This window comes from Nitrospira sp. (assembly GCA_024760525.1).
GTDB lineage: Bacteria > Nitrospirota > Nitrospiria > Nitrospirales > Nitrospiraceae > Nitrospira_D.
In genome coordinates, this window is sequence record CP060499.1 from 1,210,765 (window position 1) to 1,235,256 (window position 24,492).

Sequence of the window (24,492 nt, forward strand, 5' to 3'; positions counted from 1 at the left end):
TTCTCAACCATCAGAAAGGAGACAGCATAATGAAACCTAGAAAAGGTCCTGAAACCCATCATGTCGTCCATAACCCACAGGGTGGCTGGGATGTTAAGCGAGGAGGGGCCGAACGCGCCACCAGTCACCACGATACGAAGCGTGAAGCTATCGACGAGGGCCGAGAGGTCAGCCGCAATCAGGGCACAGAGCTCCGAATCCATAACCTCAATGGTCAAATCGGCAGCAGCGACAGCCACGGCGGTGATCCAAATCCACCTCGCGGGTAGAAAATTTATTAACAATCTTCAGAGAGAGGTAATCGCAAATGATACAGGAAAAAGCAAGCCATCAAGTAGACGCCCCCGGCCACCAAAAGTCGTTCACGATCATCGTCAACGGACGCCGCCGTACTATCACAGATCACAAGCTAACCTACATCGAGGCTGTGCATTTGGCATACCCCGGAGAACAGCCATCCGAAACGGTTTCTTTCACAGTTACTTATTCTAATCCGCATGGCAAGGACGGCTCTCTTGTCGAGGGGCAGGAAGTCAAGGTTCAGGATGGGATGGTGTTAAATGTCCGTAAAACTGATCGCTCGTAGCCCCGACCTGAAGCGGCTGCAAGATGAGGGGTATGAGATTGAGGTTCGGAGCGGGTTTCTGATCGTCCGCTCCGTTCCTTACGTCACGTCAGGGAGGACGGTGGCCCTTGGCGCCGTCGTCACCGACCTCGCGCTGAATGACGACATTACACAGAAACCGCGAGATCATCAGGTATGGTTTGCAGGTGAACTGCCCTGCCACGCTACTGGCGCGCCAATTACGGCGCTTGGCCCACAGCAGTGCAGGCAGAAGCTGTGCGAGGGCGTGGTGGTGGACTTTCGCTTCTCGGCAAAGGCCGACTATCCCGATTACTACGCCAAGATTACGCAGTACGACGAAATTCTTTCCAATCCGGCGAGGTCGCTGAAGCCAGACGTGACAGCGCGGACATTTCGTCCCATTGAAGCGTGCGAGGAAGATTCCGTTTTTCTGTATGCTGATTCTGCAACCAGTCGCGCAGGCATCGTACCTGCGTCCATCAAACTCGCCATGAAGAAGATCGCCGTCGTCGGACTCGGCGGGACCGGTGCATATGTGCTGGACCTAGTTGCTAAGACGCCTGTGCATGAAATTCATCTATTCGACGGTGACCGATTCCTTCAGCACAACGCCTTCCGCTCACCAGGTGCAGCGTCGCTGGATGACCTGAGACAGAATCTTTCGAAGGTTGAATACTACACGTCGCTATACAGTCGTCTGCGTCGCGGGGTGATTCCAAACCAAGAATTCATTAGCGATGAAACCATTGGCTATCTTGCCAACTTTGATTTTGTTTTCGTATGCATAGATCGTCCGACCGTTCGCAAGATGATTTCGGAGTTTATGAGGTTAAATAATATACCGTTTATTGATGTCGGCATGGAGCTTGAGATGATCGAAGATCAGGCATGCCTTGTTGGAGCATGCCGGATTACACTCAGCACTCCCGGAAAGCGTGATCACTTCGCGCGCCACGTGTCGCTCGAAGGCGCAGTTGCGGAAGACCTATATGGCACGAACATTCAGGTCGCCGATCTGAACGCACTCAACGCCGCGCTTGCGGTCTTAAAATGGAAGAAGTTCTGCGGTTTCTATCAGGATTGTTATCAGGAACACCAGTCGGTTTACGCGATTAATGCGCATCAACTTACACGCGACGAAACGGTCACGATGTGAGACAGACTTTTCTCCGGCTTCAGTTGGTAGAGTATATACCTGAGCGTTTGGAAGACGGTGTTTTGTATGTTTCGCAGCGATATCGAACCGCCACACATCGCTGCTGTTGTGGCTGTGGTGAGGAAGTTGTTACGCCTCTTGGCCCGATCGATTGGTCATTGCAGATTGCCCACGGGGCCGTAACGCTTTATCCCTCTATCGGAAATTGGAGTTTTAGGTGCCGGTCGCACTACTGGATTCGCAATAGCAAGGTTGTGTGGGCCGGGTCAATGACCAAAAAGCAGATCGAATACGGTCGTGCACTGGACCAGAGGATGCGGGATGCCTACTTCGCTGAGGCGAACAGTCAGGAGGATGGACTCTCGGCAGCGCCACCGTCACAACACAAAGGACCGGTACAGCAATCGACCTGGATCGACACACCGTGGAGGGCCTTCAAGAAATGGTTTGGGCTGTGGAACAAGAGAACTACACGCTAAGCCAGTCGTGGCTTACCCTTTTAGCGATCCGACGAAAGGAACAGAGCTTAGAAGGCAGGTGCAACCGCCGCAAACCGGCTGCACCGTTGCTTTTGTATCAAGGCATCGGCGAATTGATCTCGTCTTCGAGATTTGCAGTGATGCAAGGCAAGTTCGCTGTTCGTCGCTGTGCGGCCTGCAACGGCAAAGTGTGTTGAAGGTCTCGGGGTAAAGGTCTGTTCTACAACGTGACCGTGGTCCGCTTCTAAAAGAGCCCGGATGGAGTCTGGATGAAATCTGAGTCTTTCAGCATTTGTTCTCTTGCTGCAAGGGCCATGATTCATTCAGATGATGGCCCCTTTCATTTCCTTGTTCTCACTCACACCCCGGCTAACGCGACGATCTTCATCACATCCGTCTCGGTGTGCTCACAGCACGGACAATAGATCGCCCGCTGTCTAATCTCGGGAAAGACGATCTCCACACCGAGAATCCGTAGACAACGGCGAACCGAAAGCCGGACATTCATCACCGGCTTGCCGGGTGCTAAGCGCTTCGGCGATAGCCATTCATAGGCATGAAGCAGGAGGTCGCCGATCGTGTCGACGCCTCGTTGTTTCAAATCCTGATGTGCGCGGGGGCAAAGGAGCAGACTAGCGATCGGTTGCGACGCAAAGCGGCGCACCGCGTCAGGAGGGATGCGTCGTCCCGTCCTCCGGTCCAGCATCCGTTTAGTCATGAAGCAATAGGTTGCGTCGAGGACGACACAAGTCCGTCCATCGAGAGCTGCAAAGATGTGTTGAATCAGGCTTTCGTCGCAGCGACGTTGTTCCCGAATCGAGTGACCGAGGTGGGCCGCTCGTTCAATGATGGATACACCATTGCGGGCACGGTCCCACTCGGCCTGTGCCCAGGGACTGAGCCTCGAATGGACCGAGTCAAGGGCCGCGCGCTTGGTCGGATGGTTAACAACAATATCCATGGTGAGCGTCGCCAATCGATCTTTCTGCATAATAGTGCGTCCTTCCTTCCCTTTGATATGTGGTGACTCGCGAATCCGCACGCCTCACGAGCCCCCTGTACGTCATGTCGTTGCCCAGATAGCAGACGGAGGAGGCGCGTGGCGCCGTGTTGTTATGAGGAAGGACAGGTTTTGGGACCATTCCCTTGAGGTAGGATAAGTTCTACACAAGAGGGAGAGTCGAAATACGTAGCACTAACGAGGGATAAATCATACATTAATTAAATCTAGTTTTTAATTAATGTGGAGCTCAAACGCGGGCATCTTAGGAGAGAAGCTTGATCTTGGTAGGGGCTACTCCCAGTCACCGCGTCTGCAGGTGTTGTGCAACGGCGAACCTGGCACCGTAGCTCGGTCTTGTGACGGGACCACCGGGCGATCCCTTCAGTTCGACATGCGCTGGTGAGTCTATTTCTTCGGGCAGAGCTGTAAAAAGTTCTGCCGCTTCACCAGCGTTTGGAATGGACTCGTTCCCTGGATCAAGTAGTATTTCATCAATGCGCTTTCGCATTCCTTCGGAGCCTGCGTGCCTGCTGATAAGCACAGGAGACATTCACAGGCCAGCCTGGCGTCACCCTCCAAGAAGGACGGTTTAGGCGCCGTTTGAGCCGGCGCATCATGGGCCATGATGAGGAAGCCCACTCCCACAAGGGTCACGATCCAGTCGCGTCTCCTCCCCCAAATCATGGGCTCACCTCCGTACGATCCGGGGACATGTTCTCGACGACATGAGTCACCGGCCGCCTCGTGTCCGTTCCAAGGCAGGGCTTCGTGTGATATTCGACGTGTGATCAGTCCGTGTTGCTGTGTGATCGAACCGAGGCACGATCGGTTCCTGTGTGCCGACACGCAACGCCTCGTTCAGTTGATGCTGTTCAACGACCCCGCGAGAGTCAAGCTTGAGGATCTCCCACCGATTCCGAATCGCTGGTTGTGAAGTCGAGCCGATTGATTCGCCAGACTCATCCCGCAGCGGAGCCGCCTCAGTCACGCTCTCGTGCGCCTGTTGCACCAGCGCCACTGCATCACCCCGTTGCACGTTTCTCTGTTCGCGGGCGCGCGCCAGATCGATGCCCCAGATCTCTCGTTCACCACGAGCAGTCAGTATCTTCACGAAATAACTCTTGTCCTTCTGGACATCGTGTCCATAGTGGTCTATGCCGTAGTCCACAACGGTGCCCACCACGACTCGTTCACCCTGCAATCGCGTCTTCATTTCCTGAACGGCCGCAGCGATCATTGTGGGGGAATCCCCCCGTGCCTTCAGAATTGCTTCGAGCGTGGCCACCGCGACTTGTTGGCCGGCGCTCAGGCTCTCATCTGGTTTTCTGACATGATCATCCGTCGCCCGATGAGGAGACGCTTCGCGTTCGACAGGCTGCTGTGCCGTCTTACGACGGACCGGGCGCGGTTCCCTGCGGTCCTCCGCGCGCGCCAAATCGACTGCACGCGGCGTATAGCCTTCTACATCAAGTCCGGCGATTGTCGCTTGCACCCACGCTTCCGTTTTGAACTCAGGAGTGCCGTTCACCCGCACGGTGGTCCAGCCCTTCGCTTTGGCCCGGAGTACCATCCCCTGAATCACGCTCGGGTCGTCATGTTCCGTGACTAGTCTTTTCCCGTGATCAGTAAACGCAACCTTCGTGGGCTCGCCGATTGCCGTGCGGTAGTAAAATTGCTCGCCGGCTTCGATGAAGCGCTTCCGCAAGGATTCGGCGGCGTCACGACGCTGATTCAGTTGTGGTTGTCCAGGGTTCTCGTCCTGTATTCCGTCCGCAGGCTTCCGCTCGTCCTTCCGTTTGGTTGGTTGCTGCTCGCCCAGCCCTAGTTCATTCATCGTGTCCCTTCCTCTCTCCTATCCGTACCACTGCGGCCAGATGGACGCCGGATTATGCTCCTTCACTTCAATCTCCACCCGTCGATTCTTCGCCCGACCTTTCTTCGTCGCATTGTCGGCTACATGTTCCCCAATGGGCACGACGGTGATCTCGATTTGGTTCGGGGCATAACCTTGGGCGATGAGATAGGCACGTGCCTTGTAGGCCCGCTGCTTGGCTGTCTCACGCTCGATCCACCGATCCTTGTCTCCGTCCGTATACCCACGCACCTGCAGACAAGACCCTCGCCTCAAGACTTGTTTCAGGTGCGATTGTAGAGGTTTGCTGGGAAAAAACTCAGAACGCCCCACCCGTTCAGAAACCCGGAAGATGACACTATGGCGATGTAATTCGATCTGTTCCTGTTTACTCAATTCAATGACTCGTGGCCTCCACGAGTCGGTCGGCTCTTCGGGTTTCAGAGGAGAAGGGAAGGGGGATGGCGCTGCTGATAAGCCCATGCCACAGGTGAGTCCACCCGGTGTCGAAGGCTCTTCTGCACTCTGGTCCGTCTCGGTGTGTATCAGGCTCAGATCAGACACGGCCGGAGAGGTACCACCTTCGTGCGGTGGTAGGGCGCTCGTCGGTGGACCTTTCCACTCTGGTGAAAGGGGATTGATTGTGAGTGCTGTCTTGGTGATCGCGAGGCCAGACCGGGATTTGCCCTTGGTCATCTCCTGCTGGTGGAGTTGCACGATGGTTAGCGCGGTACTCAACTCCTGGACCTGTTGTGCCAGCGTTTCCAGCTGCCGTGCCAGGAGACTTCGCTCCTGTTTCTCACGCTGGTCGTTCTTCACCCCTTCGCGGTACTGATGGATCTTCTCGTCACTATTGATGGGCACGCGAGCCGCACCGGATGGAACCACTGGCTTCTGAACACAAGACAGTGTCGCGGTGCAGACGATGAGGATTACAAAATCTAGAAGTCTTGTCCGCCTTCTGATGAATATGGTCATACGTCCCTCTCTTCTCACTCTCGATCCACCAAGGACCGATCAATCTTCCCCTCTGTACTCTGGGTTCTTGCTCGTTCGGTCACGAGACTCATCTTCTCCGTCGGTCCGCTCGAGGCTCCGTGTGGCACCCCCTGCTCGATACTCACTCCGCCGTTTTCTCGTTCCACAGCAGTGACTCCTGTCTCAACCTTGTCGGTCCATTGCAGTTGGGCAACAAAGGCATCGACCAAATCGTTCACTTCTTCGAACGTCGGTGGGTCGCGCGGAACGACCGGCGGCAGTATGGTCAGATCTATCGCCAGCTTCGACACGTCGATCGGCTCATCAGGTTGTACTGGACGCACCCGTCGTTCGGCTTTGGCGCGATGGAGTTCCAGGTCGAGCCTGGGAATCTCCACGGACAGCTCCCGGCTCACGAAGGCCGCCTCTTCGAGTTCAGCTTGGGTTGGCATCCGCTTCCCGACCGAGGCGAGGGATGGACTGATGCGCTTCAACCGATCGACGAAGATCAGATCGGTATAGAACCGTGCCTTGTCGCAGAGGATCGGCTTGGTATGCATCAGGTTGATGATCGCCCGCTGGTCTCCGAGTTCCTTCACTTCCTGTGGCAGCAACAGAGGCCGAGCCTGTTCCGAGCGGGTGGAACTGGACGAGGCCTGTTTGCCGTTGCCCCAGGCGAGTGGTCGGCTCGTGCCGGTCGAGAGCGCGTCGGCCGTGTACGTGCCGAGCATCTGGGAATAGTACTGTGCGTCTCGTTGTTCGCGAGGCGCAAAGAGGATCTGGCAGGCGTGGTTCGTGACGAAGGTGCGGGCATCCTTTTCACCATAGACCGCTTCGAGCTGTGAGAGGCTCTGAATGATCGGCAGCAGACGCAGATTGTAGCCGGCGATGAAGCCGACGGCCTTTGCGAGAATGTTAACCCGCCCAATGGCGGGGAACTCATCGAGGATCACGAGGCACTGGTACTTCAAGCGGGGATTCGTCGCGGGCAAGTCGACGGTGTTGTAATGAATCAGTTGTGAGAAGAACAGGTTGACCAGCAACGCTGCATCGCTGAGTCGATTGGCCGGAATGCCGACATAGATGGACATTCGTTGCGCGCGCACCTGTTTCAGGTCGAAGTCCGTCGCACTCGTTGACGCATCGACGATGGGATTACTAAAGATTGTGAGTGGAGCCGTCAGGGTGGCGAGGATCCCCGCCATGGTATTTTCGCTGGTGGCGCAGAAGCGATGCAGGGGCGCCGTACAGTCGTCGCTCAGCGGGGCGGCACTCTTGGCCCTGGTGCTGATGAGGTCTTGCAGATAGTCCTTGATGGGCTGCCCCTTGCCGGAAGCCTGCCGGAGCACTTCCCCCAGGCTGCAGGGTAATGACGGACTCTCTATCACGTAGAGAGTCAGTCCGAGAAAGAGGTTGCGGGCGGATTCGTTCCAGAAGGCATCCTTGATCTGCTCCGTCGGATAGAGCACTTGCCCGATGGCTTGGATCTCGCCCACTCGTCGATTCGGGTCGCGATCGACGGCATCCAATGGATTCCAGCGATGGGTCTTGCCGTCCGCGCCAAAGGGATTGAACAGGAATACTTGATGTCCGTGCGCCTGTCGGAACTTCGACGTGTAGGCGAAGTTTTCCATTTTGATGTCCAAGACCACGACCGACTCGTCGTAGTGGAGCAGGTTCGGGAGCACGATGCTCACGCCTTTACCGGATCTGGTCGGCGCCGCCAGCAACACGAATTCCTGGCCCGCGTACACCAGGTACCGCCGCCCCACCTTTCCCACGATGACGCCACGCTCTCCATAGAGCCCGGCCTGTTGAATTTCATCATGAGACGCAAATCGCGCCTCGCCATGGAGCGGTTTCCTCCGATTCGTGAAGGACACCATGACCAGCGTCGGGAGGCCGAATACGGCGAACCCTCCGAGTGCGGCGGAGAATTGCAGCCGCTTGCGCTGAATCGGATCCTCTCCATAGGCTCGCCAGGACTCCGGCCAGCGAGTCAGGGAGAGGTCGTCTGGCATCTGTTTGTTGGCGAGCGAGAAAACGGCGCCGGCGAGGGCATCTGCTCCGCAGAGCCCAAGCGGGAGATAGAGCAACAAGGCCACCGCGATCCGCATGCTTTTGCGTGACATCGGTTCCTCTACGCTCTCACAAGGGTGGCTTCTCCGAATCGCGCGACAAGTTTTGCGATCGGGTCATAGTGGACTTCTGCGACGTAGCGGTCTTTTCTTATTGGATGTCCTTCCTCGTCGTAGTGATTCTGCGCGACCACATGGAGAATCACGTCGATGGTCAAGGCCACCAGGCGCTTCAGAGTTGACACATCATACGTTGCCGCCTGTTCATGTTCTTTGCACATGAAGACATAGCGTTCGGCTGCGAGTGCACAGGACTCCGCGTGGTAGGAGGTAATCGATCCACTATGTCCTGTGGTGAGGAGTTTGAGGAAGTCGAACGCTTCTCCCCCGCGCAACTCGGCGAGGAGCACCCGGTCCGGCTTCATGCGGAGGATGGAGGCAATCAGCTCAGACGGCGACACCGTCGCCGTCCCTTGTCCGCCTTTGGCATACAAGAGATGCACCCGGTTGCCGTGCTGAGGGAGCAACAATTCGCGCACATCCTCGATCGTGATGAGTCGTTCCTGCTCCGGGACGGTCTGACAGATTGATTTCATGAGCGTTGTTTTTCCGGAACCTGTGTCCCCCACGACGGCGATATTCTTTTTCGCCAGCACCGCCGCCCGAATGAACGAACCCAATTGACGCCTGGCGAGATAGTTCACCAACTGCCGTTCATCTCGGTCGAGCTCAGCGACGCGACAGTCCAGGGTCGCCGCCTTGCCCCAAACATAGCGGTTGAAAGCCCCCTCTGTTTCATATTCATGCAGTGTCTTGATCCAGGCGCTGGGCCGGCGGATCGAAATCGACAGGGTTCCCACTTCCACTGCGGGTGGCACGACGATTTGCACCCGTTCCCCATCCGGCAACATGGCGGAGAGAATCGGGTGGTGTGGTCCGATCTCCTGCTCGGTCGCGGTTGCGATGGCTGTCGCGAGCGCCGTCAATTGATTGAGGGACAGATCCGGTGCGAGGTGGTGCTGCCAGGCTGCACCAACCTCGATGTAGACTTCTTGCGGCCGATTCACCACGATCTCGGTGGCGCCGGGGAGCGCGAGATACTGAAGCAAGGGCCGCAGCAACTCGCGCACCATCGTGTCGTGCGCGAGCAGGTCAGTGGGGATGCAGTTCATAGACGGTGCTGAAATCCAGATCCCGCGCGACGAAGATCGTCCCGCGGTCGCCCTGGTTCTTGTAGAGCGTGGGTTTGATGTTAATGGTGGATTGGAGGATGAGTTCCGCCATGCGATTCCCCGTCGTAGCGGAATGTTGATAGATCCCGAGACTTTGCGCGCCCCCGCCGCCGGCCTGCGTTGCGGTCGCCAAACCGATCCCATCCTGGACGAGCGAGAGAAGAAAGGCCGCGCCCAAACGGTCCCACCAATGATTATCCACGACACCTACCAATCCGGAGGTGCCGAGCGCGTCGGAGGCTGGTGAATTGAGATTGATAACAACTCCAGTCGGCGTCTTGACCCTCGTCCAGAGAAGAAAGAGACGGCGCTGGCCTTGCGCCATTGTCGCCGCATATTCGCCGACCGCTTCCGATCCTCGTTCGAGGAGCACGACGCGACCGTTGTCGCTATACACATCGCTGTTCAAGACACAGGTCGCCATGCCGGCGACTTCATTGATCACACGGACGGTCATGGCACAGTCGATGGTTCTACCTTTTGGCAAGATCAGGTTGCGATCACCCAAGAGACCGGCCTGGACTTTTGGTGTGTCCGATGGCGTTAGGAGTCCACCAATGGGACCGGATCCGCTGGCCGCAGGACCGGGTGGGGCTGCGAGCCCGACGCTTGTCACTCCAATCGAAGGGCCGCTGGGTCCGCCCATGTATCCAGTCGACGGAGGTGTCGAGCTGCCTGTGTCTGTCGCCGTGCTGACAGGAATCGCTGGTCCGCCCAACATGCTCGTGGACCCCATCGCGTCCGGCTGTCTCGCGCCGTTGAGAAGCTCGCGTACCAAGGAGAGGGCTGCGTCTGGTCCGGTTCCCGCTTGTTGAGTCCGGGGAATGTCCGAAGGAGGGGAGTTTGTCACTAGGACTTCCCCACCGAACCGGCTGGAAGAGCGTGTGCTGAGTGATGCGTTGCCTTGTGTCGTGTCAGCAGCAAGCGCCATTGGTCGACTTCCGTCATCGATTCCTCTGTCGCGTGGCGAGCGCATCACATGTTCAGCGGACGCGACAGGCGACTGGCTGGTCAATCGCACGAATGACGTTGTGTGTTGAGGTGGCAGGGGATCGGTCTCAAAGACCCGCCTCAGTCCGACTTGAGCCGGTTTGTTCTCTACCTTTGCGGCCCGTTCCTCATTTGTCACTTCCGCCTTCCGCTTCGCACTCCAGCTATTGGCGGCGAAGACGAGTCCCACCACTACTACGATGGCCATCACGACCAGGAACGCTGCGCGCGCCGCTGTCTCGTTCCTGCCACCGGCGTGGTGGTTGACCGACACGATTCCATCCACAGCGGGTGTCTTTTGTTCAGCTCGCTCTCTCGACTCGTGTGGTTGTTCCATCCTCGTTCCTTCAGCGTAGCGTCCTGGTAATACCTGAGACGGTGGTTCCTTCGATGGCGGGCACGCCGGTCTTGTCGTAGGCGTCATTCCAGATGCCGACCACGGCATCGCCCAAGCGCAACACAAACCGCCGCCCCATTCGCTGCACGACGGCGAGCTCCTTCTCCATGTGAAAATTGATGCGAGTTTCTTCGCCCAACGGCGAGAAGTAAAAGATGGCGGGGATCTCGCGATTGGGAGGAAACAGAAAATAGGTAAAGCGGCCGTCATCGAATACGAGCGCGGGGGCGATATCGTCTCCTCCCGGAAGCACCTCCATCGAATAGGACCAATTGCGCGGTTCGGGTGTAAAAGAGCCCAGCCGCTCGGCGAGCACGTCGGCCTTGTCGCGAGCTTGTTTTGCGCGATGGGCCGAGGCTTGCATCGCCGTCATGGCGGCATGGTGTGACGGAATCAGCGGATACCGGAAAATGACGCGGTACATCGGCTCATCTTTTTCGCGTGGCCCCTGCCTGGCGTTCTGCTTTCGTTCGATACGATGGTCTCCCACGACGGTGAACTCTAGGCTGTAGTCCCGCTTGTCTGTGCGGATTTCCAGATTGTTGTGCGTCGCATGGTCTTTGGGCTTGATCCAGACCTGATTGGTCCCGATATCGGCCCTGATGCACCATTCTGCTTCCGACTTCGCACAGTCCGCGAGAAAGCCACTGCCGGCGATGACGATGTGTTCGTCGTCTCCCAGGACAACGCGCGTGACGACACCACGGCGCACCGTCACGCGGGTCACCTCATCACGTTGATAGGTCACGTAACGCACTCGCTGATCTCCGTCGCCAGGCTCCGGGACCTCCGCCGCGTCCGATGAGGTTCCTGAACAGAGAAGGACGACGGTGAGACATATCGTGATCGACCCTGTGTGTTTGTTCATGACGTGCATGACCAGACTCTCCCTATTTCTTCTCGACCATCGACAGGACCGACGTCGGCGGCGTCATCGTCCCGATTTCCGCGTCGACCCGATAGCCCGTCACTTTGTAGCCCAGCGGGTTCTGTATCAGATCCTTTTCCTGCCCTTTCATCGTGTGGCGGTACTCGAACGAGACCGTCGCGATGAAATACTGCGGCGGCTCGACGCTGTGAGCGTCCGTCCGCTTTACCGTCTTCTCGAATCGCACCGTGGCTTTCGGACCAATCGCATCGCTCTGAACGGTCACGCTCAAGACATTCACGCGCCATTCGATACCGGTCCCTAACTGCTTATCGCGGGCGTGCACGCCGTCAAAGAGGCCTGCGTAGTCTCGACCGATCTCATCCGTACTCATCGCCAAGACCTGGTCGTAGTCGGCTTGGAGGAGCCGGTACGAGTAAGATTCTCGTGCGATCACGTATTTCTGCGTCCAATGTTTATCCAGCAATTCCTGATATCCCAGCACGGTCCGATCATCTGCCGCGCTCACCAGCTCCACGTTGCCGCTGGCGCGATCGATTGCGAAGACATAGGGGACGGTGGTTTTGATCGGCGCCAGACAGGCGATGCCTATCCCTAAGATCAGGGCCAGAGCGCAGGCGGTCCCCGCGACCCACCAGGCCTTTCGTTCCGACGCCTCTAGCCTCAGCCGCCAGTCGGTATCCCAGTCGCGACCCTGATCGTAGAATTGCGGTTCGTCCGCTACACTCACGAGTGAGGAATCCGTCTTGTTTGTCATCTCAGCCACTTTCTTGTCCTCTGTCTGATGGGCAGGACTACGGCGTCCAGGGAGCCATGTGGTCGAAGGTCCGGGACGTGCCGGGGGCCAACATCTTAAGCACTCGTTCTTGCTGTTCCTGTTGCGCGGCTTTTTCTTCCGCCTCGATCATGGATTTCATCGTCAGGATGCGGTTCGTGTCGTTGCTCACCTGGGCCTGCTCCGCTGCGATCCGGCCATTGAGTTCCAGAATCCCTTTTTCGTCCTCGGTCTGATTGATGCGAGTCGTCAAAGCCCGGATCTGCTGCATACGGCCGAGCAGCATCTGATAGGTGTTCGCGTAATAGGCCTGACTTTGGGGCGTCTGGTTCAGCATGTTTTGACAGATGCGCAGGGCATCACCGGTCTTGCCTTCGCAGTTATAGATCATGCGATTGTGACGGATGATCTGCGCCGCCGCGGTCAGGCCCTGAACCCCACCAGACCGAATCGCATGGTAGACAGCGTTGACGTCGGAGGGGACGACTCCGGCCAAGGTCAGATTGTTCAAGAGACTCCCCATGTTGCGGGAACCCATGATCGCGTGAATTTGCTGGTCGGCTTGGAGGATCTGTTGCTGCATTTGCTGAAACTGTTGTATCCAGGCGAGGGCTTGCACGATGGATTGCACGAGATTTGCCGTGTCGATGACGGGAATTCCCGTGGTGTGGGCTTTCGACGTTGGACTCACGACGATCATCAGGGCAATGCCGATCGCTATCACTGTGCGTTTCATGCGGGACATGGTTTACTCCTTACGCGAGACGCTGTTGCGTAACCGCTCCAACGAGGCCCGTTGATAGAGGTCACTCCCTGGCTGGTTCCTCACGGCAGGCAGTGCGCTCAGCAGGGCGCGAGCCACCGCGGTTCGCGGTCCACTCAAGGAACCCCCGGTGGAGACCATGGCTGATGGGATCAACCGACTCAGACCGGACGTGACGCCGTGCAGTAGAACCATTCCTCTCCTGGTGGCATCACCGGCTGGGTTTCCCAACGAGAGGCCTCCGGCCAAACTCGCCCCCAGCGACGCGACGTGCAGCAAGACATAGGCGGCGGTGATGGAGAGAAACAGCAGGCCGACGACATCCGCCAGAATGGAGGAGGCAGAATAGGCCTGCAGCACATGCAGACAGGCATTTCGCAGAAGGCTCGCGAGAAAGGTGATGACCGCCATGATGAGGATATTCGTAAAGACCGCGACCAGCGAGCTGGACAGCCAGTTCTCCGCATAGCGCTGCGTGACCGGAAACATCGCGCAGAAGATGAAGGCGGGTCCGACCGAGAGCAGCAGGGCGAGGCTCACTTTCGCGACGAGAAAGAGCCCCATCGCAACAAAGGCCATCACGATCGAAGCCGTGGCGCAGATTGCGCCCGCGATAAACAGTGAGAATTGCGGCATCAGTCCAGAACTTGCTTCCGTGAACAGGGTTTCCATGAGCGTCGTAAAAGGGTTCGCCATCTGATCAATGGTCCCTCCCATCGACAGCGCTCCGCCGAAAGCGGAGGCGAAGGCCTCTTGAATCCCGTCCAACCCTTCTTTCACGAGGCTCCGATACTGTGGTCCGTTCAACGTCAGCCCAGTGATGAGCGCCACGCGAAACCACCGCCACACAAGCGCGGTAACCGGTTCCTGCACGTCGCCGCGCAACACCTGTAAGCCGGTCCACATCACATAGAGCGTCACCGCCGTCACTGCGATCGGTGTGAGCACTCCGATGACGGCATCGCTGGAGGTCACGACGTAGTGGTCCAACGCGTTATTGACCGACTGCTCGATGTAGGTCGCCATCCCCATAAGTGTCCTCTACGTTGCTCCTCTTCCGTTCTCACGTCGGAGGCGTTTCCGTGCTGCGATACGCTCATGGAACAGAGGCAGCCAGACTGTGGGATCATCACCCACTTCGGCTCGGATCTGGTCCAACAACGTCACGTTGTCCGTCGTGCCGGATAGGACATTCAATAGATCCGGCATGCTGCCTAGGTCGAATTGCACGATCGCGGAGCTGTGGCCCTGCTTCACGAGAAACAGGCGGCTCGCTTCCCCGAGATTCTTAATGATGTGAAATTCCGCCTCCGTGACTTTGAACCCCTCCACATAGTCCTCACGGTCGGCGCGAGGATTGGGCAAGAAGATTTGCGTCACGCTCTGTTCGACCATTGTTTTCCCGATCGGATGTCCCAGCACATCCGAGGGCGATTGCGTCACGAAGACGCCGAGGCCGGATTGTTTTCGAATGGTCTTCTGTTTGTTGAAGGCGAAGTCCGCGAACACCGGATCTCGCAGCGGCTTCCAGAATTCCTCCATGACATAGATGAAGGGCTCGCCCGTGATCAGTCGTTCGGTCAAATGGAGCAGATAAGCCATGATCGGGGTTCGAACTTCGGGATCATCCAGAAAGTCTGTATAGTCATATCCGAATAGTCGTGCCTCGCTGGTATTGTGGGTCTCATGCGGATTGTCGAATGCCCAGCCCAGCGAGTGACCGCGGGTCCAACGCTTCAACCGCGCCCGCACACTCTGGTCGCCAGTCGCAGATAGGTTCTGACGGAGGAGGGACAGACAACGCAGGTCCGGTGAGACCGCCTCACTCATCACCGTCTGCACGGCCTGGCTGATCTCGGTTTGCTCATTCGCGGTGAGCCGTGGAATCTCGTCACCAGGTTGTTTGACGAGTTGTGCCACCAGCTGTTCGCAGAATTGCCAATTCTGGGGGTTGGGTTCGAGCTGCAAGGGATTGAAGCCGGTTGGTCTTCCGCGTTTCAGGGACTCATACTTCCCGCCCATCGCCCGAATGCCGATCTCCGCGCCGCGATCTTTGTCGAAGACCACGCAGCGGAGGCCCTGGTACTTGGTGGCGAAGGCCAAGAGAGACAATTCAAGCGCGGTCTTGCCCACACCCGTGCTGCCGCAGATAAATGTATTGCCGGGATACTTTTCATCGCGTGAATCCCGGTCCTCCGGGGACGCGTGAAAGTTGAAATAGTAGGGCTGCCCGCTCGGGGTCTTGAACAGGGCCAAGGCTTCGCCCCAGGGATTGCCGGCTCGTTTGCCGCGCGCAAAGTTGTGAAAGGGACTGAGGCAGACAAAGTTTCGGCTCGTTATGACAGCTTCGCGGGGCCGCAGACTCCAGTTCCCTGGTAACTGCGCGAACCAGGCACATTCGGGGATCACATCCACCCGCGCCATCTTGAAACCCGGCCCATCCTGAAACGTGGCCCGTGCGTCGGCAAGAGCGGTGCTCACCGATTCCAGCGTGTTGCCAAAGATCGCCAGACTGTAATGGTACTGGCCCAGATCGATGAGTCCGCTCTGCAGATCATCCGCGGCTTGGTCCATCTGTTCGATCTCGCGCGTCGCCGCGTCTTCCGACGCGATCAAATGTCCTTTCTGATTGGCAAGCGATTTGAGGGCCGCACGTTTGTTAAGGCATGAGAAGCTCTGGGTTTCGATGTACTCGGCATCGCTATAGAGCAAGCCGTTGTTCATGCCCGGCTCAGAGAACGGGGGGTATTCCTGCATGTCGAGAAACCCGGCGAATTTCCGTTCGCGCGGGTGCCAGATTTCCATCATGCCCGTCCGGTCGCCGAAGTGCAGGCGTGAAGTAGGGAGATACGACGCCAGGGGCGCCCGGCGCAGGGGGATTTCCTCCCAGACTCCATTGATGAGGTAGCCGAGAAAGGCCAGCTGGTCGGAGTACACGTTGTCCTGTTTCGTATAGGTGCCGAGGCGTGTGGGCCCATAGCGGCTCAGACTTGCTTCGAGCTGTTTGCCCATGTCTTCCAGGATGGTCAGCTGTCCGGTCTCCTGCTCTCGTCGTTGGGCAAGGGTGCGCGTGCCCATGCGAGTGAAGAAGCTTGCGATCTTGGAAGGAAACGGTCGGTACAACAGGGACAGGTACAACTCCGTCGCCATTTGTCGATGCTGTTCAAACGACCCATAGTAGCGGTCGGTCAGGCTTTGACAGAACGGATTGGTTGAGATGCCTTCTAACCGCTCAGTGACGACCCGCCGAATTTTATGGGACCAAACGGCAAAGGAACCGCCACCCAGGGATCGGAGAAACTGGTGCAGCGCTTCTTTGCGAAGCAGGACTTCTGCACGATCCGACGTTTCGAACGTGATCCCCTCCAGTTTCCAACAGGCGAGGTATTCGCCGCCGGTCAATGTGAGGACGGTGGGCGTGATCGCCGTGCCCAGCGGGATATAGTCACTCGCGGGAATCTGCGCAGACGCGGCTTTTGTGAGGGCGACTCTGGTTCTCATCAACATAGGTCTATGACTCAACTTTTCCACTGTGATCGTCGTGTCTTCCATGACAGGGGACCATAGGAAATGGCACTCCAGGTCGCGCGACTCGGTCCGTGCTGGAACCGCATACGCGCCCGCAGCATCACTTGGCGCAAGCGCTGATCGTCCGTCTTCGTCGTCTGCCGCATCCAGAGCACGATCGAGATTGCGATCAGCACAAGTCCCAGCGAGACGTAGCCGCTCACGAGGTAATACAGCCAGACCGATAACAAAAGCGCGAGACCACCGATCAGAATCAGCGGAACAATTGGCACGCCGCCCAACATCGCGGGCCTCGTGCAACCAGTGAAGATGGGATCGCGAAATCCGTCCATGCTAGTTGATCAGCCAGGCCGCGATTCCCGCGGCACCGCCCACCAAGATTCCGCCAATCACGACGTTACTCACGTCGGACCATTGCGCGTGGCTGAAGGCCATTTTGAATCCCGCCCACATGATGGCGACGGTAAAGAGTGTCACGGCGACACTCGTCAGGACCGTTTGCACATTCTGCATCACCGTGTTCACCTTGGTGATCTGGGCCCAGACTGGGTCCGATTCCAACAGGATGACCACTCCAAGTAGCCAAGAGGCGGCCGCGATCAAACGCCCATTCCCTCGTCTGGCCTCTCTCCAGGTCCCTGAAATACGTTCCTTTGTCACTCCCGCTTCCGTCATCACGTCTTCCATCTTTTCTTCCTTTCTGTGAGAGGTTTCACCGCCGATATCCAATACTGCTATTTGGATTTCCATAGATGAACAGTTGGTTTCTGTCATGCCGAACGCCGGACCGTCAGGGGACACCGCCTTTCCGATGACCGCTCCATGCGGATGTTTGATCCTCGCCGCTTGCATCCCACGGCGCCACGCAATGGCGTTGCCGCGGCTCTGTGATCTCTGCGGCGAGCCTGCATACCATTCTGTGCTCGCAGCACTGTCCAAACGGGGGTGACATGTAGTGAGGTTCACTTTTTGGGTCAAGTCTGTGGTGACTACGTAGGTGCGGAGTTCACATGATTGAATTGTGTCGATGACAACAGAGAAGTGTGTGCGTGTCGTTGTGGCAGAGATCGGTCTCCGTTATCGAACGGTACGCTCGCAATTCATTCTGAGGCGGTTAATCGAAATTGTTCAGCCATGGAAGGCCGGGTGTCCGTCGCACACGGATCGCCCGACGCAACGTCCGCGCCAGCACAGATCTGTCACGGCCGCCGCTAAGTCTCCATTCGCCCGTGCTGCTTCGGCAGTCCCGCCCTGTCACCTCCGTTGTCCTGCCCTGGCGCTTTGGTCTTTGCGAAAGCGCCAGTTCGTTCAACATGCAGGAGGTGCCACCATGGCTAAACAATCCGTTAACCGACTTTCCGTTCCACAGTTCATTCCGCGCTACCGTGTCACGCTCGTTTCTGAGGGTGGCCACACCGCTCCCTGCGGTCTTCTTCGCGATTCCGCTGCCGCGGCAGCGGCGCTGCGCCCATGCTTTGCCGGGCTCGATCGCGAGCAATTTCTCGTCTGTTGTCTCGATGCCAAGAACACCAGTATTGGTGTGAACATCGTCTCGATCGGGTCGCTCACCCTCAGCATTGTTCACCCTCGGGAAGTTTTCAAAACCGCAATCCTTCTCAACGCCTGTGCGATCATTGCCGTCCACAACCATCCGTCTGGAGATCCCACGCCGAGCCCTGAGGATAGGACGCTCACCAAACGCCTGCGCGAAGCTGGAGACGTACTAGGCATCAGGCTGCTCGACCATCTCATTCTCGGTGACGACGGTCTCTACAGTTTTGCAGATCAGGGCTGGCCGCTCTGAGGCGACAGCGAAAGTTTGCTCGCACCTCCTCTCGATGAATCTTCTAAGCAGATGACGCATGTCGACACATTCACATTCCACGTCCCTACCACAACTAATGCTCTGCTTTTGCCACAGCGGACACCTAAATAGGCAACATGCTGATGGGGCCATGATGTGCTGTCACTCGTGGTGCCCAACGAGACTTATATCCAATAGATTATGTCCAGAACGTGGGGCGACGAACGTGTCATGGTCTCGCCTTTGTACTACTGCGTGCGGTATAGGCGCGTGGTGGTGACACAGTGTTCGCTGCGGGGAGCGTCGGAGCAGTGTGGAACAAGCAAGGCCGATAGACGCATGTTTCCAGGTTTATGAATGCTATAAATGTAAAGCGGTGCTGCGGCGAAAGGACGGGGACTGCTATGTGTTCGGTTCTTATAGCCAAGTTAAGCCCGCCGATGCAGAGGTAAGAACGAAGGTCCCGGACAGATCATGTACGTGGAACCCAGAGAATGATGGCCGCGCCGATGAGGGAGACGGTTGCTCCGATGATATCCCAACGGTCGGGGCGTATGCCTTCCACTGCCCACAGCCAACCAAGCGTGGTTGCAATGTAGATACCCCCATAGACCGCGTAGGCGCGGCCTGCATATTCTGCGGGACTGAGCGAAAGTAACCATGCGAACAAGGCAAGGGAAACCATACCGGGTAACAGCCAGAGTAGGGGTTTGCCCTCCCGGTACCACAACCAAACGGCAAAACACCCGGCAATTTCAGCAATGGCCGCCGCGATATAAATTATTATTGTGAGCATCAAATCTCCTTCTTGGGTAGTTGATGTGAAAAAGCTCAACTTTCCGGGTGCTGTACCGAGGCGGTTATGCTATCACCCTTCAGAAACAAGAACGCAAAGGCGGCTGAATGCACGCTGTCGCTGGTTATGTCATTGTCTTTGTCGGAGCCGGGGTTGGGGGTGCAATGCGTCATGGCGGCAACGTTGCCACCTCACGCCTGATAGGCTCAGTCCTTCCTTATGGGAGCTTTTTTGATCAACGTCGTCGGCTCGCTCGTAATGGGTCTGCTGGCTGGCCGCTTTGCCCTCAAGTTTGATCCCGGTAATCATGGCGACCGTTCTTAACCACCGGTATCCTCGGTGGCTTTACGACGTTTTCCACATTTTCGCTCGAAGCTGTCGTGCTTTCTGAGCGTGGGGAGATTGGGTCGATAGCGGTTCATATTATCGCTTCCTTGATGTTGTCCATAGGGGATTTGTTCGCTGGACTCTTCATCGTGCGCCAGTTCGGTAAACAGGGGAGTAATGAGTAGGGCAAATGATATTAGGGTAACCGTTACTCGTGGAGAACGGAACATCTTCTCGGCCTTCGCCGGCGGAGCGGGTATCGGTGTACTCGGTGGATTGATAGGACTCGGCGGGGCGGAATTCCGCTTGCCTCTCCTTATCAGTGTCTTCCAGTTTGCCGCGCTGGAATCGGTCATCATGAATAAGGCGATGAGCTTGGTCGTGGTTGGCTCAGCCCTGCCGTTTCGCGCAACCACCGTCCCGCTTGCCGAGATTGCGGCGCATTGGATGGTCATCGCCAATTTGTTAGCCGGAAGCCTGGCCGGGGCATGGATTGGGGCAGGCTGGGCAACCAAGCTCCCCGCTGGGTTGCTCTACCGGATTATTGCCATACTCCTCGTCATCATCTCGGTGGTGCTACTCGCGGGTCATGATATGAGTGCTGCTGAACGGCCATTGCTGGGTGGATGGGTGAAAATTATTGCCGGGCTGATTGCTGGGTTCGGGATTGGTGCAGTCGCCTCATTGATGGGAGTGGCTGGTGGTGAATTCCTTATCCCCACACTCGTTCTTCTGTTCGGCTGTGACATCAAGCTGGCTGGTAGTTTGTCGCTCGCGGTGAGCTTGCCAACCATGCTGATAGGATTCCTGCGCTACAGCCAAGACCAAAGCTTTGCCGTGCTGAGCCGTAACAAAATATTCGTATCGGTGATGGTCGGCGGGTCACTAGTCGGTAGCTTCAGCGGTGCGCTGCTGCTTGGCGTCGTGCCGAGTACCTTCCTGCTGCCGTTGCTCGCCGCCATTCTCCTTATTTCAGCAGTCAAAATTTGGCGGCACTAGACCGCCTCCATTTATCATAGGAGGGGACTGTACAGCCTATATTGACATCATTGCCCTTTTCATGGACTCAGCTCCCACACTGGAGCAAACGGGGAAACACTGGCTAATACCCGCTGACGCTCACCCACCATTGAACAGGGAGCGGTAATTCTGAAAGCCAGTAGGCATGTCGATAGGGCGAAACAATTCCTCGAATTCACGAAGACGTAACAGGCACAGGCAGTGAGCTGCAGTAATATAAATACCGTTGACGATTAAGTTGACAGAAGGATAGACTTACCATATGTATTTAAGCTCTCATCACTCCCGATCTCTTCTCGCGGGGACCATCGCGGTATTCCTCCTGGCATTCAGCTTCAATGCGTACGCTTGCGTACTGCCTCTGTCATATATCAGCGATGCGTCCATGGCCAACGGCTGCTCAACTCCGGAAGAACAACCTAGTCGGCAATTGTGTGACGCATTCAAGATCTTGGGAGTCGAATCCCAGGCTCAATCATCATCGTTGCTCGTGGACCATCATTGGTCGGCAGACCATACGCTGCCCACGCTTTCCACGGTGAGCCCTCGGCTCGTACGGATTACCAGTCTATATCTCCATCTCGAATCAACTTCTCCTCCCCATCAGTCTCTCGCTAGCACAGTGCTTCGAATCTGATCTTTCTGGTTCTTCCTCATATCGTTTCATCATTGCGTTATCTGCCCGGCTCCGAGCATGAGCTCATCCCGCTGTTTCCTCTGTAGCGGGATGAAAGTCTGAGATTCGGGCAGGAAAGCTCTGGGGAGGACTAACCCATGACTCGTGCAATTCGTTTTTTGCTACTGGCCATAACAGTCTTGAGCATGACACTCGCAATAGATGGACGCCATGTCGTCGATGCCGCCGATCAGGCTGCACAATCGCCTTTGGTGTTGCAGGACTTGATCCGGGAAGCCTTGGAGAGAAACCCAGAGCTTGTCTCGGCACGCAAGCAATGGGAAGCTTCCTCACAACGAATTATACAAGCACGGTCACTGGACGATCCCACTCTGTCCGTGAACTTGTGGAATTTTCCGCAGAGCTTCAACGTCACGCAGACGCAGAACACCATCTTCAGCCTCTCGCAGAATTTCCCATTCCCGGGCAAGCGGGCCCTTAAAAGCGAAATCGCGAGTCGGTCAGCCGAGATAACCGAGCAGGCGCTGCATGGGAAAGAAAGGGAGCTGATCGCCCGTCTCAAGCAGGCTTACTACGACCTGTTTCTTGCGCATAAAGCGATCCAGATTCATCATGAACAGGTCGGATTGCTCAGGCAGTTCTTCGAGATTGCGAACGCGAAGTTCCGGGCCGGAAAGGGAACACAGGCCGATGTGTTTAAGGCTCAGGTCGAGGTGTCTGTGTTGCACCAGCACCTTCCCGTTCTGGAACAGCGGCAGGAGACCGCTGCCGCGCTGCTGAATACGCTCTTGGACCGGGATCCCTTATCGCCGTTGGGCGTTCCGCAGGAGCCGTCTCTGAGGCCGATTGATACCACTATTGATGATCTGCACCGCCTTGCGCTGAACGCTCGACCGGAGTTGAAAGCCGCAGAACTGACGGTCCGCCACAGCGAGCAGTCTCGCATGCTCGCTCAGCGTCAGTACTATCCGGACTTTAATGTGGCATTCCAGCGTTTTCAAAACTTTCAGGCCAATGATGGATTTGGCGCCTACATGGCTATGACCATCCCGTTCAGCTTCTGGACCAAACCGAAGTATGACGCCGGTGTGCAAGAAGCCTTGGCATCCGTCGCGGCGGCCCGTGCACAACGGCACACGCTGGAGAACATCACTCGTTTCCAGGTCAACGACATCTTGGCCAAGGTCCGCGCGAGTGAACAAGTGGCCAGGTTGTATCACACCACGATCCTACCCCAGGCCGTGCAGAACTTGGAGGCAGCGCAAGTCGTGTACCGTACGGGAAGGGGAGGGTTCTTGGATCTCATTGATACCCAGCGATCCTTGCGAGGGTTTCAACTGGAGTACTACCGGGCGTTGGTCGAGCGGGAGAATCGTCTCGCGGAACTCGAACAGGTGATCGGAACCGCCCTGCATGAGAACAGCTAAGAAAGGAGGAACGGCCATGAGTCAGGACCTGCACAGAAACGGTCTTATTGTCGGTGTTGCCGCAGCCGCCCTATTGGTCGGAGTCAGCGCCGGGTTCTTTGCCGCACATCGCGGGATGAGCGACATGTCGATGACCAGAGAAGAGATGTCAATGGAAGGTGCGAAATCCATGAGAGATAGGGAGCCAATGCCAGGCATGTCAGACGCTTCTTCCGGGGCTGTGGTTGTTCCGGCGGTGGCGAGACAGTTGATCGGCGTCCGCAGTGCGCCGGCCGCCCATGCAACGCTGGATGAAGAGATTCGTACGGTTGGCACGGTCGGCTACGACGAACGGAGCTTCGCGCAAGTCACACTGAAAATACCCGGATGGGTTCGCAAGGTCTTCGTCGATTCGATCGGTCGTCCGGTTCGCAAAGGTGAACCACTCTTCACTATCTATTCGCCGGATCTCTTATCCACGCAAGATGAATATCTCCTTGCTCTAAAAATGCGTGCGCAACTGGCCGGGAGCCCGCTCGACGAAGTAAAAACCAATGCTGATGCGCTCGTGGCTAGTGCGCGGGAGCGTTTGCGACTCTGGGATGTGACCGAGTCACAGATCGAGGCTCTTGAGCGTCGGGGCCTCGCCGACCCGGTGCTCACGGTCTACGCTCCTTCCTCCGGTATTGTGATGAAACGTGATGCCTTGCCGGGGAAGTATGTTGAGCCTGGCACAACGCTGTATGAGATCGCGGATCTTTCCATGGTCTGGATCTCCGCCGAAATTTATGAACCAGAGGTGGCGATCACGAAAGTCGGTCAGCCGGCTGCGGTGACCTTCGCTGCCTATCCCGGAGAAACATTCAACGGCAAGGTGGCCTATGTATATCCGACGCTGAATACCGAAGCCCGTACAGTACGGGTGCGGTTGGAATTTCGGAATCCTAGGTTGAAATTGAAGCCGGGCATGTATGGGAACGTGACCCTGCGGACGGATTCGGTCAGGACCTTAGTGGTGCCGAAGGAAGCCATATTGGATACGGGACTCCGTCAACTCGTGTTCATGGATCGAGGGCAAGGGCGATATGAGCCTGCTTCGATCAAGGTGGGGCGTCGAAGTCAGGATGCAGTGGAAGTCATGGAAGGACTCAAAGAAGGAGATCGGATCGTCACCTCAGCCAATTTCTTATTGGATGCGGAGAGCAAATTAGCATCGGCTTCGAGCATGCAGGGCATGATGGGAAGGGTCGGCATGGGGGACTGGCAAATGCGTGGCGCCTATGAAGCCAAGATGGAGGGGATGGAAGGCATGTCCGGCATGCAGGGGATGAAAGGTATGAAGGGAATGGAAGAAATGCAGGGCATGAAGGACATGAGCGGAATGCCGGGTATGGATTCGGGTTCAGCGAAAGCGATTTCCGAACCTCGTAAGGTCGGCGGATACATGCTGACCTTGACCACTCTTCCAGAAACGCCCAAGGCCGGTGACGTGCTCCTCAAGCTCAAGGTAATGAATCTGAACGACAAGCCAGTGACTAATGCACAAGTCCTATTCGTCTATACCATGCCGATGCCAGGCATGACCGATTCCAAGGTGACGGCGCACCAGACCAAGGACGGACTCTATGAAGGGAAGGTGCTGTTCGGCATGGGCGGTACTTGGGTCGTAACCGCTAACGTGAGCATCCCAGGCCAACCACCGATTATTGAAAAGTTTCAATTCTCAGTCGCAGGGAATGGAATGTAGTCAAGAAAGGCGTGCGTCTTGAGGCCGCGGGGTGGGGGGATAAACAACA

At 56.8% G+C, this 24,492-nt stretch carries 22 protein-coding genes and 1 pseudogene; 8 read left to right on the plus strand and 15 right to left on the minus strand.

The annotated features are described in order from the left end of the window. The first annotated feature begins 29 nt into the window (after positions 1-29). From H8K04_05750 to H8K04_05760, 3 genes are read left to right on the plus strand one after another with little or no spacing between them, the layout of a single operon-like run. The gene (locus H8K04_05750; protein ID UVT17056.1) at positions 30-269 is read left to right on the plus strand and encodes a DUF2188 domain-containing protein; all 240 of its coding nucleotides are present in this window, start codon (positions 30-32) and stop codon (positions 267-269) included. Positions 270-307: 38 nt separating this feature from the next. Next, a complete protein-coding gene (locus tag H8K04_05755) occupies positions 308-586 on the plus strand; it encodes a multiubiquitin domain-containing protein (protein UVT17057.1) in 279 nt (92 codons plus the stop codon). Next, positions 561-1,742 (plus strand): ThiF family adenylyltransferase, encoded by a 1,182-nt coding sequence (locus tag H8K04_05760; protein UVT17058.1) that lies wholly within the window; start codon positions 561-563, stop codon positions 1,740-1,742. The genes H8K04_05755 and H8K04_05760 overlap by 26 nt, the downstream gene beginning before the upstream one ends. 837 nt (positions 1,743-2,579) lie before the next feature. Here the strand turns inward: H8K04_05760 and H8K04_05765 are convergent. From H8K04_05765 to H8K04_05830, 14 genes are all read right to left on the minus strand, one after another. Beyond that, entirely contained in the window at positions 2,580-3,212 is a 633-nt protein-coding gene (locus tag H8K04_05765; protein ID UVT17059.1) for a hypothetical protein, read from the minus strand. A gap of 417 nt (positions 3,213-3,629) precedes the next feature. After that, entirely contained in the window at positions 3,630-3,908 is a 279-nt protein-coding gene (locus H8K04_05770) for a hypothetical protein (protein ID UVT17060.1), read from the minus strand. Positions 3,909-3,954: 46 nt separating this feature from the next. Beyond that, positions 3,955-5,058, minus strand: a complete 1,104-nt coding sequence (locus tag H8K04_05775) for a hypothetical protein (protein ID UVT17061.1) — start codon at positions 5,056-5,058, stop codon at positions 3,955-3,957. Between the two features lie 18 nt (positions 5,059-5,076). Further along, on the minus strand, positions 5,077-6,054 hold the full coding sequence (locus tag H8K04_05780; protein UVT17062.1) for a hypothetical protein: 978 nt from the start codon (positions 6,052-6,054) through the stop codon (positions 5,077-5,079). 14 nt (positions 6,055-6,068) lie between these two features. After that, positions 6,069-8,186 (minus strand): type IV secretory system conjugative DNA transfer family protein, encoded by a 2,118-nt coding sequence (locus H8K04_05785; GenBank protein UVT17063.1) that lies wholly within the window; start codon positions 8,184-8,186, stop codon positions 6,069-6,071. An 8-nt stretch (positions 8,187-8,194) separates the two neighbouring features. Further along, on the minus strand, positions 8,195-9,304 hold the full coding sequence (gene virB11, locus H8K04_05790) for a P-type DNA transfer ATPase VirB11 (protein UVT17064.1): 1,110 nt from the start codon (positions 9,302-9,304) through the stop codon (positions 8,195-8,197). Beyond that, positions 9,285-10,691: a type IV secretion system protein VirB10 gene (gene virB10, locus H8K04_05795; GenBank protein ID UVT17065.1), complete on the minus strand. Its 1,407-nt coding sequence runs from the start codon at positions 10,689-10,691 to the stop codon at positions 9,285-9,287. Before virB10 ends, virB11 begins: the two co-directional genes overlap by 20 nt. Positions 10,692-10,701: 10 nt before the next feature. After that, a complete protein-coding gene (locus tag H8K04_05800) occupies positions 10,702-11,628 on the minus strand; it encodes a TrbG/VirB9 family P-type conjugative transfer protein (GenBank protein ID UVT17066.1) in 927 nt (308 codons plus the stop codon). Between the two features lie 13 nt (positions 11,629-11,641). Beyond that, positions 11,642-12,397, minus strand: coding sequence for a type IV secretion system protein VirB8 (locus tag H8K04_05805; GenBank protein UVT17067.1), 756 nt, complete (start codon positions 12,395-12,397; stop codon positions 11,642-11,644). A gap of 37 nt (positions 12,398-12,434) precedes the next feature. Then, positions 12,435-13,151, minus strand: coding sequence for a type IV secretion system protein (locus H8K04_05810; GenBank protein UVT17068.1), 717 nt, complete (start codon positions 13,149-13,151; stop codon positions 12,435-12,437). Positions 13,152-13,163: 12 nt separating this feature from the next. After that, a complete protein-coding gene (locus H8K04_05815; protein ID UVT17069.1) occupies positions 13,164-14,210 on the minus strand; it encodes a type IV secretion system protein in 1,047 nt (348 codons plus the stop codon). A 9-nt stretch (positions 14,211-14,219) separates the two neighbouring features. Then, the gene (locus H8K04_05820; protein UVT17070.1) at positions 14,220-16,679 is read right to left on the minus strand and encodes a VirB4 family type IV secretion/conjugal transfer ATPase; all 2,460 of its coding nucleotides are present in this window, start codon (positions 16,677-16,679) and stop codon (positions 14,220-14,222) included. A gap of 17 nt (positions 16,680-16,696) precedes the next feature. Beyond that, the gene (locus tag H8K04_05825) at positions 16,697-17,038 is read right to left on the minus strand and encodes a VirB3 family type IV secretion system protein (protein ID UVT17071.1); all 342 of its coding nucleotides are present in this window, start codon (positions 17,036-17,038) and stop codon (positions 16,697-16,699) included. A 1-nt stretch (position 17,039) separates the two neighbouring features. After that, complete coding sequence (locus H8K04_05830; protein ID UVT17877.1) at positions 17,040-17,381, minus strand: TrbC/VirB2 family protein; 342 nt, start codon at positions 17,379-17,381, stop codon at positions 17,040-17,042. Positions 17,382-18,036: 655 nt separating this feature from the next. Here H8K04_05830 and H8K04_05835 point away from each other — a divergent pair. Further along, the gene (locus H8K04_05835; protein UVT17072.1) at positions 18,037-18,510 is read left to right on the plus strand and encodes a JAB domain-containing protein; all 474 of its coding nucleotides are present in this window, start codon (positions 18,037-18,039) and stop codon (positions 18,508-18,510) included. A 472-nt stretch (positions 18,511-18,982) separates the two neighbouring features. On the opposite strand, the gene H8K04_05840 is transcribed toward H8K04_05835, so the two are convergent. Then, a complete protein-coding gene (locus tag H8K04_05840) occupies positions 18,983-19,309 on the minus strand; it encodes a YnfA family protein (protein UVT17073.1) in 327 nt (108 codons plus the stop codon). Positions 19,310-19,413: 104 nt separating this feature from the next. On the opposite strand from H8K04_05840, the pseudogene crcB reads away from it, so the two are divergent. The 4 genes and pseudogenes from crcB to H8K04_05860 all read left to right on the plus strand — a co-directional run bounded on the left by crcB (position 19,414) and on the right by H8K04_05860 (position 24,443). After that, a pseudogene (crcB, locus tag H8K04_05845) lies at positions 19,414-19,818 on the plus strand (fluoride efflux transporter CrcB). Beyond that, positions 19,811-20,632, plus strand: coding sequence for a sulfite exporter TauE/SafE family protein (locus tag H8K04_05850; GenBank protein UVT17074.1), 822 nt, complete (start codon positions 19,811-19,813; stop codon positions 20,630-20,632). Before crcB ends, H8K04_05850 begins: the two are co-directional and overlap by 8 nt. A gap of 795 nt (positions 20,633-21,427) precedes the next feature. Next, positions 21,428-22,717: a TolC family protein gene (locus tag H8K04_05855; GenBank protein UVT17075.1), complete on the plus strand. Its 1,290-nt coding sequence runs from the start codon at positions 21,428-21,430 to the stop codon at positions 22,715-22,717. A gap of 16 nt (positions 22,718-22,733) precedes the next feature. Continuing rightward, positions 22,734-24,443: an efflux RND transporter periplasmic adaptor subunit gene (locus H8K04_05860; protein UVT17076.1), complete on the plus strand. Its 1,710-nt coding sequence runs from the start codon at positions 22,734-22,736 to the stop codon at positions 24,441-24,443. Positions 24,444-24,492 lie beyond the last annotated feature (49 nt).

Coding starts and splice junctions, on each gene's coding strand:
- H8K04_05815 (UVT17069.1), bottom strand. CDS start 14,210: ATGGGGATGGCGACCTACATCGAGCAGTCGGTCAATAACGCGTTGGAC.
- H8K04_05850 (UVT17074.1), top strand. CDS start 19,811: ATGAGTAGGGCAAATGATATTAGGGTAACCGTTACTCGTGGAGAACGG.
- H8K04_05765 (UVT17059.1), bottom strand. CDS start 3,212: ATGCAGAAAGATCGATTGGCGACGCTCACCATGGATATTGTTGTTAAC.
- H8K04_05855 (UVT17075.1), top strand. CDS start 21,428: ATGACTCGTGCAATTCGTTTTTTGCTACTGGCCATAACAGTCTTGAGC.
- H8K04_05800 (UVT17066.1), bottom strand. CDS start 11,628: ATGCACGTCATGAACAAACACACAGGGTCGATCACGATATGTCTCACC.
- H8K04_05780 (UVT17062.1), bottom strand. CDS start 6,054: ATGACCATATTCATCAGAAGGCGGACAAGACTTCTAGATTTTGTAATC.
- H8K04_05830 (UVT17877.1), bottom strand. CDS start 17,381: ATGACGGAAGCGGGAGTGACAAAGGAACGTATTTCAGGGACCTGGAGA.
- virB11 (UVT17064.1), bottom strand. CDS start 9,304: ATGAACTGCATCCCCACTGACCTGCTCGCGCACGACACGATGGTGCGC.
- H8K04_05755 (UVT17057.1), top strand. CDS start 308: ATGATACAGGAAAAAGCAAGCCATCAAGTAGACGCCCCCGGCCACCAA.
- H8K04_05750 (UVT17056.1), top strand. CDS start 30: ATGAAACCTAGAAAAGGTCCTGAAACCCATCATGTCGTCCATAACCCA.
- H8K04_05810 (UVT17068.1), bottom strand. CDS start 13,151: ATGAAACGCACAGTGATAGCGATCGGCATTGCCCTGATGATCGTCGTG.
- H8K04_05820 (UVT17070.1), bottom strand. CDS start 16,679: ATGAGAACCAGAGTCGCCCTCACAAAAGCCGCGTCTGCGCAGATTCCC.
- H8K04_05770 (UVT17060.1), bottom strand. CDS start 3,908: ATGATTTGGGGGAGGAGACGCGACTGGATCGTGACCCTTGTGGGAGTG.
- H8K04_05860 (UVT17076.1), top strand. CDS start 22,734: ATGAGTCAGGACCTGCACAGAAACGGTCTTATTGTCGGTGTTGCCGCA.
- H8K04_05825 (UVT17071.1), bottom strand. CDS start 17,038: ATGGACGGATTTCGCGATCCCATCTTCACTGGTTGCACGAGGCCCGCG.
- H8K04_05805 (UVT17067.1), bottom strand. CDS start 12,397: ATGACAAACAAGACGGATTCCTCACTCGTGAGTGTAGCGGACGAACCG.
- H8K04_05775 (UVT17061.1), bottom strand. CDS start 5,058: ATGAATGAACTAGGGCTGGGCGAGCAGCAACCAACCAAACGGAAGGAC.
- H8K04_05760 (UVT17058.1), top strand. CDS start 561: ATGTCCGTAAAACTGATCGCTCGTAGCCCCGACCTGAAGCGGCTGCAA.
- virB10 (UVT17065.1), bottom strand. CDS start 10,691: ATGGAACAACCACACGAGTCGAGAGAGCGAGCTGAACAAAAGACACCC.
- H8K04_05785 (UVT17063.1), bottom strand. CDS start 8,186: ATGTCACGCAAAAGCATGCGGATCGCGGTGGCCTTGTTGCTCTATCTC.
- H8K04_05835 (UVT17072.1), top strand. CDS start 18,037: ATGGCTAAACAATCCGTTAACCGACTTTCCGTTCCACAGTTCATTCCG.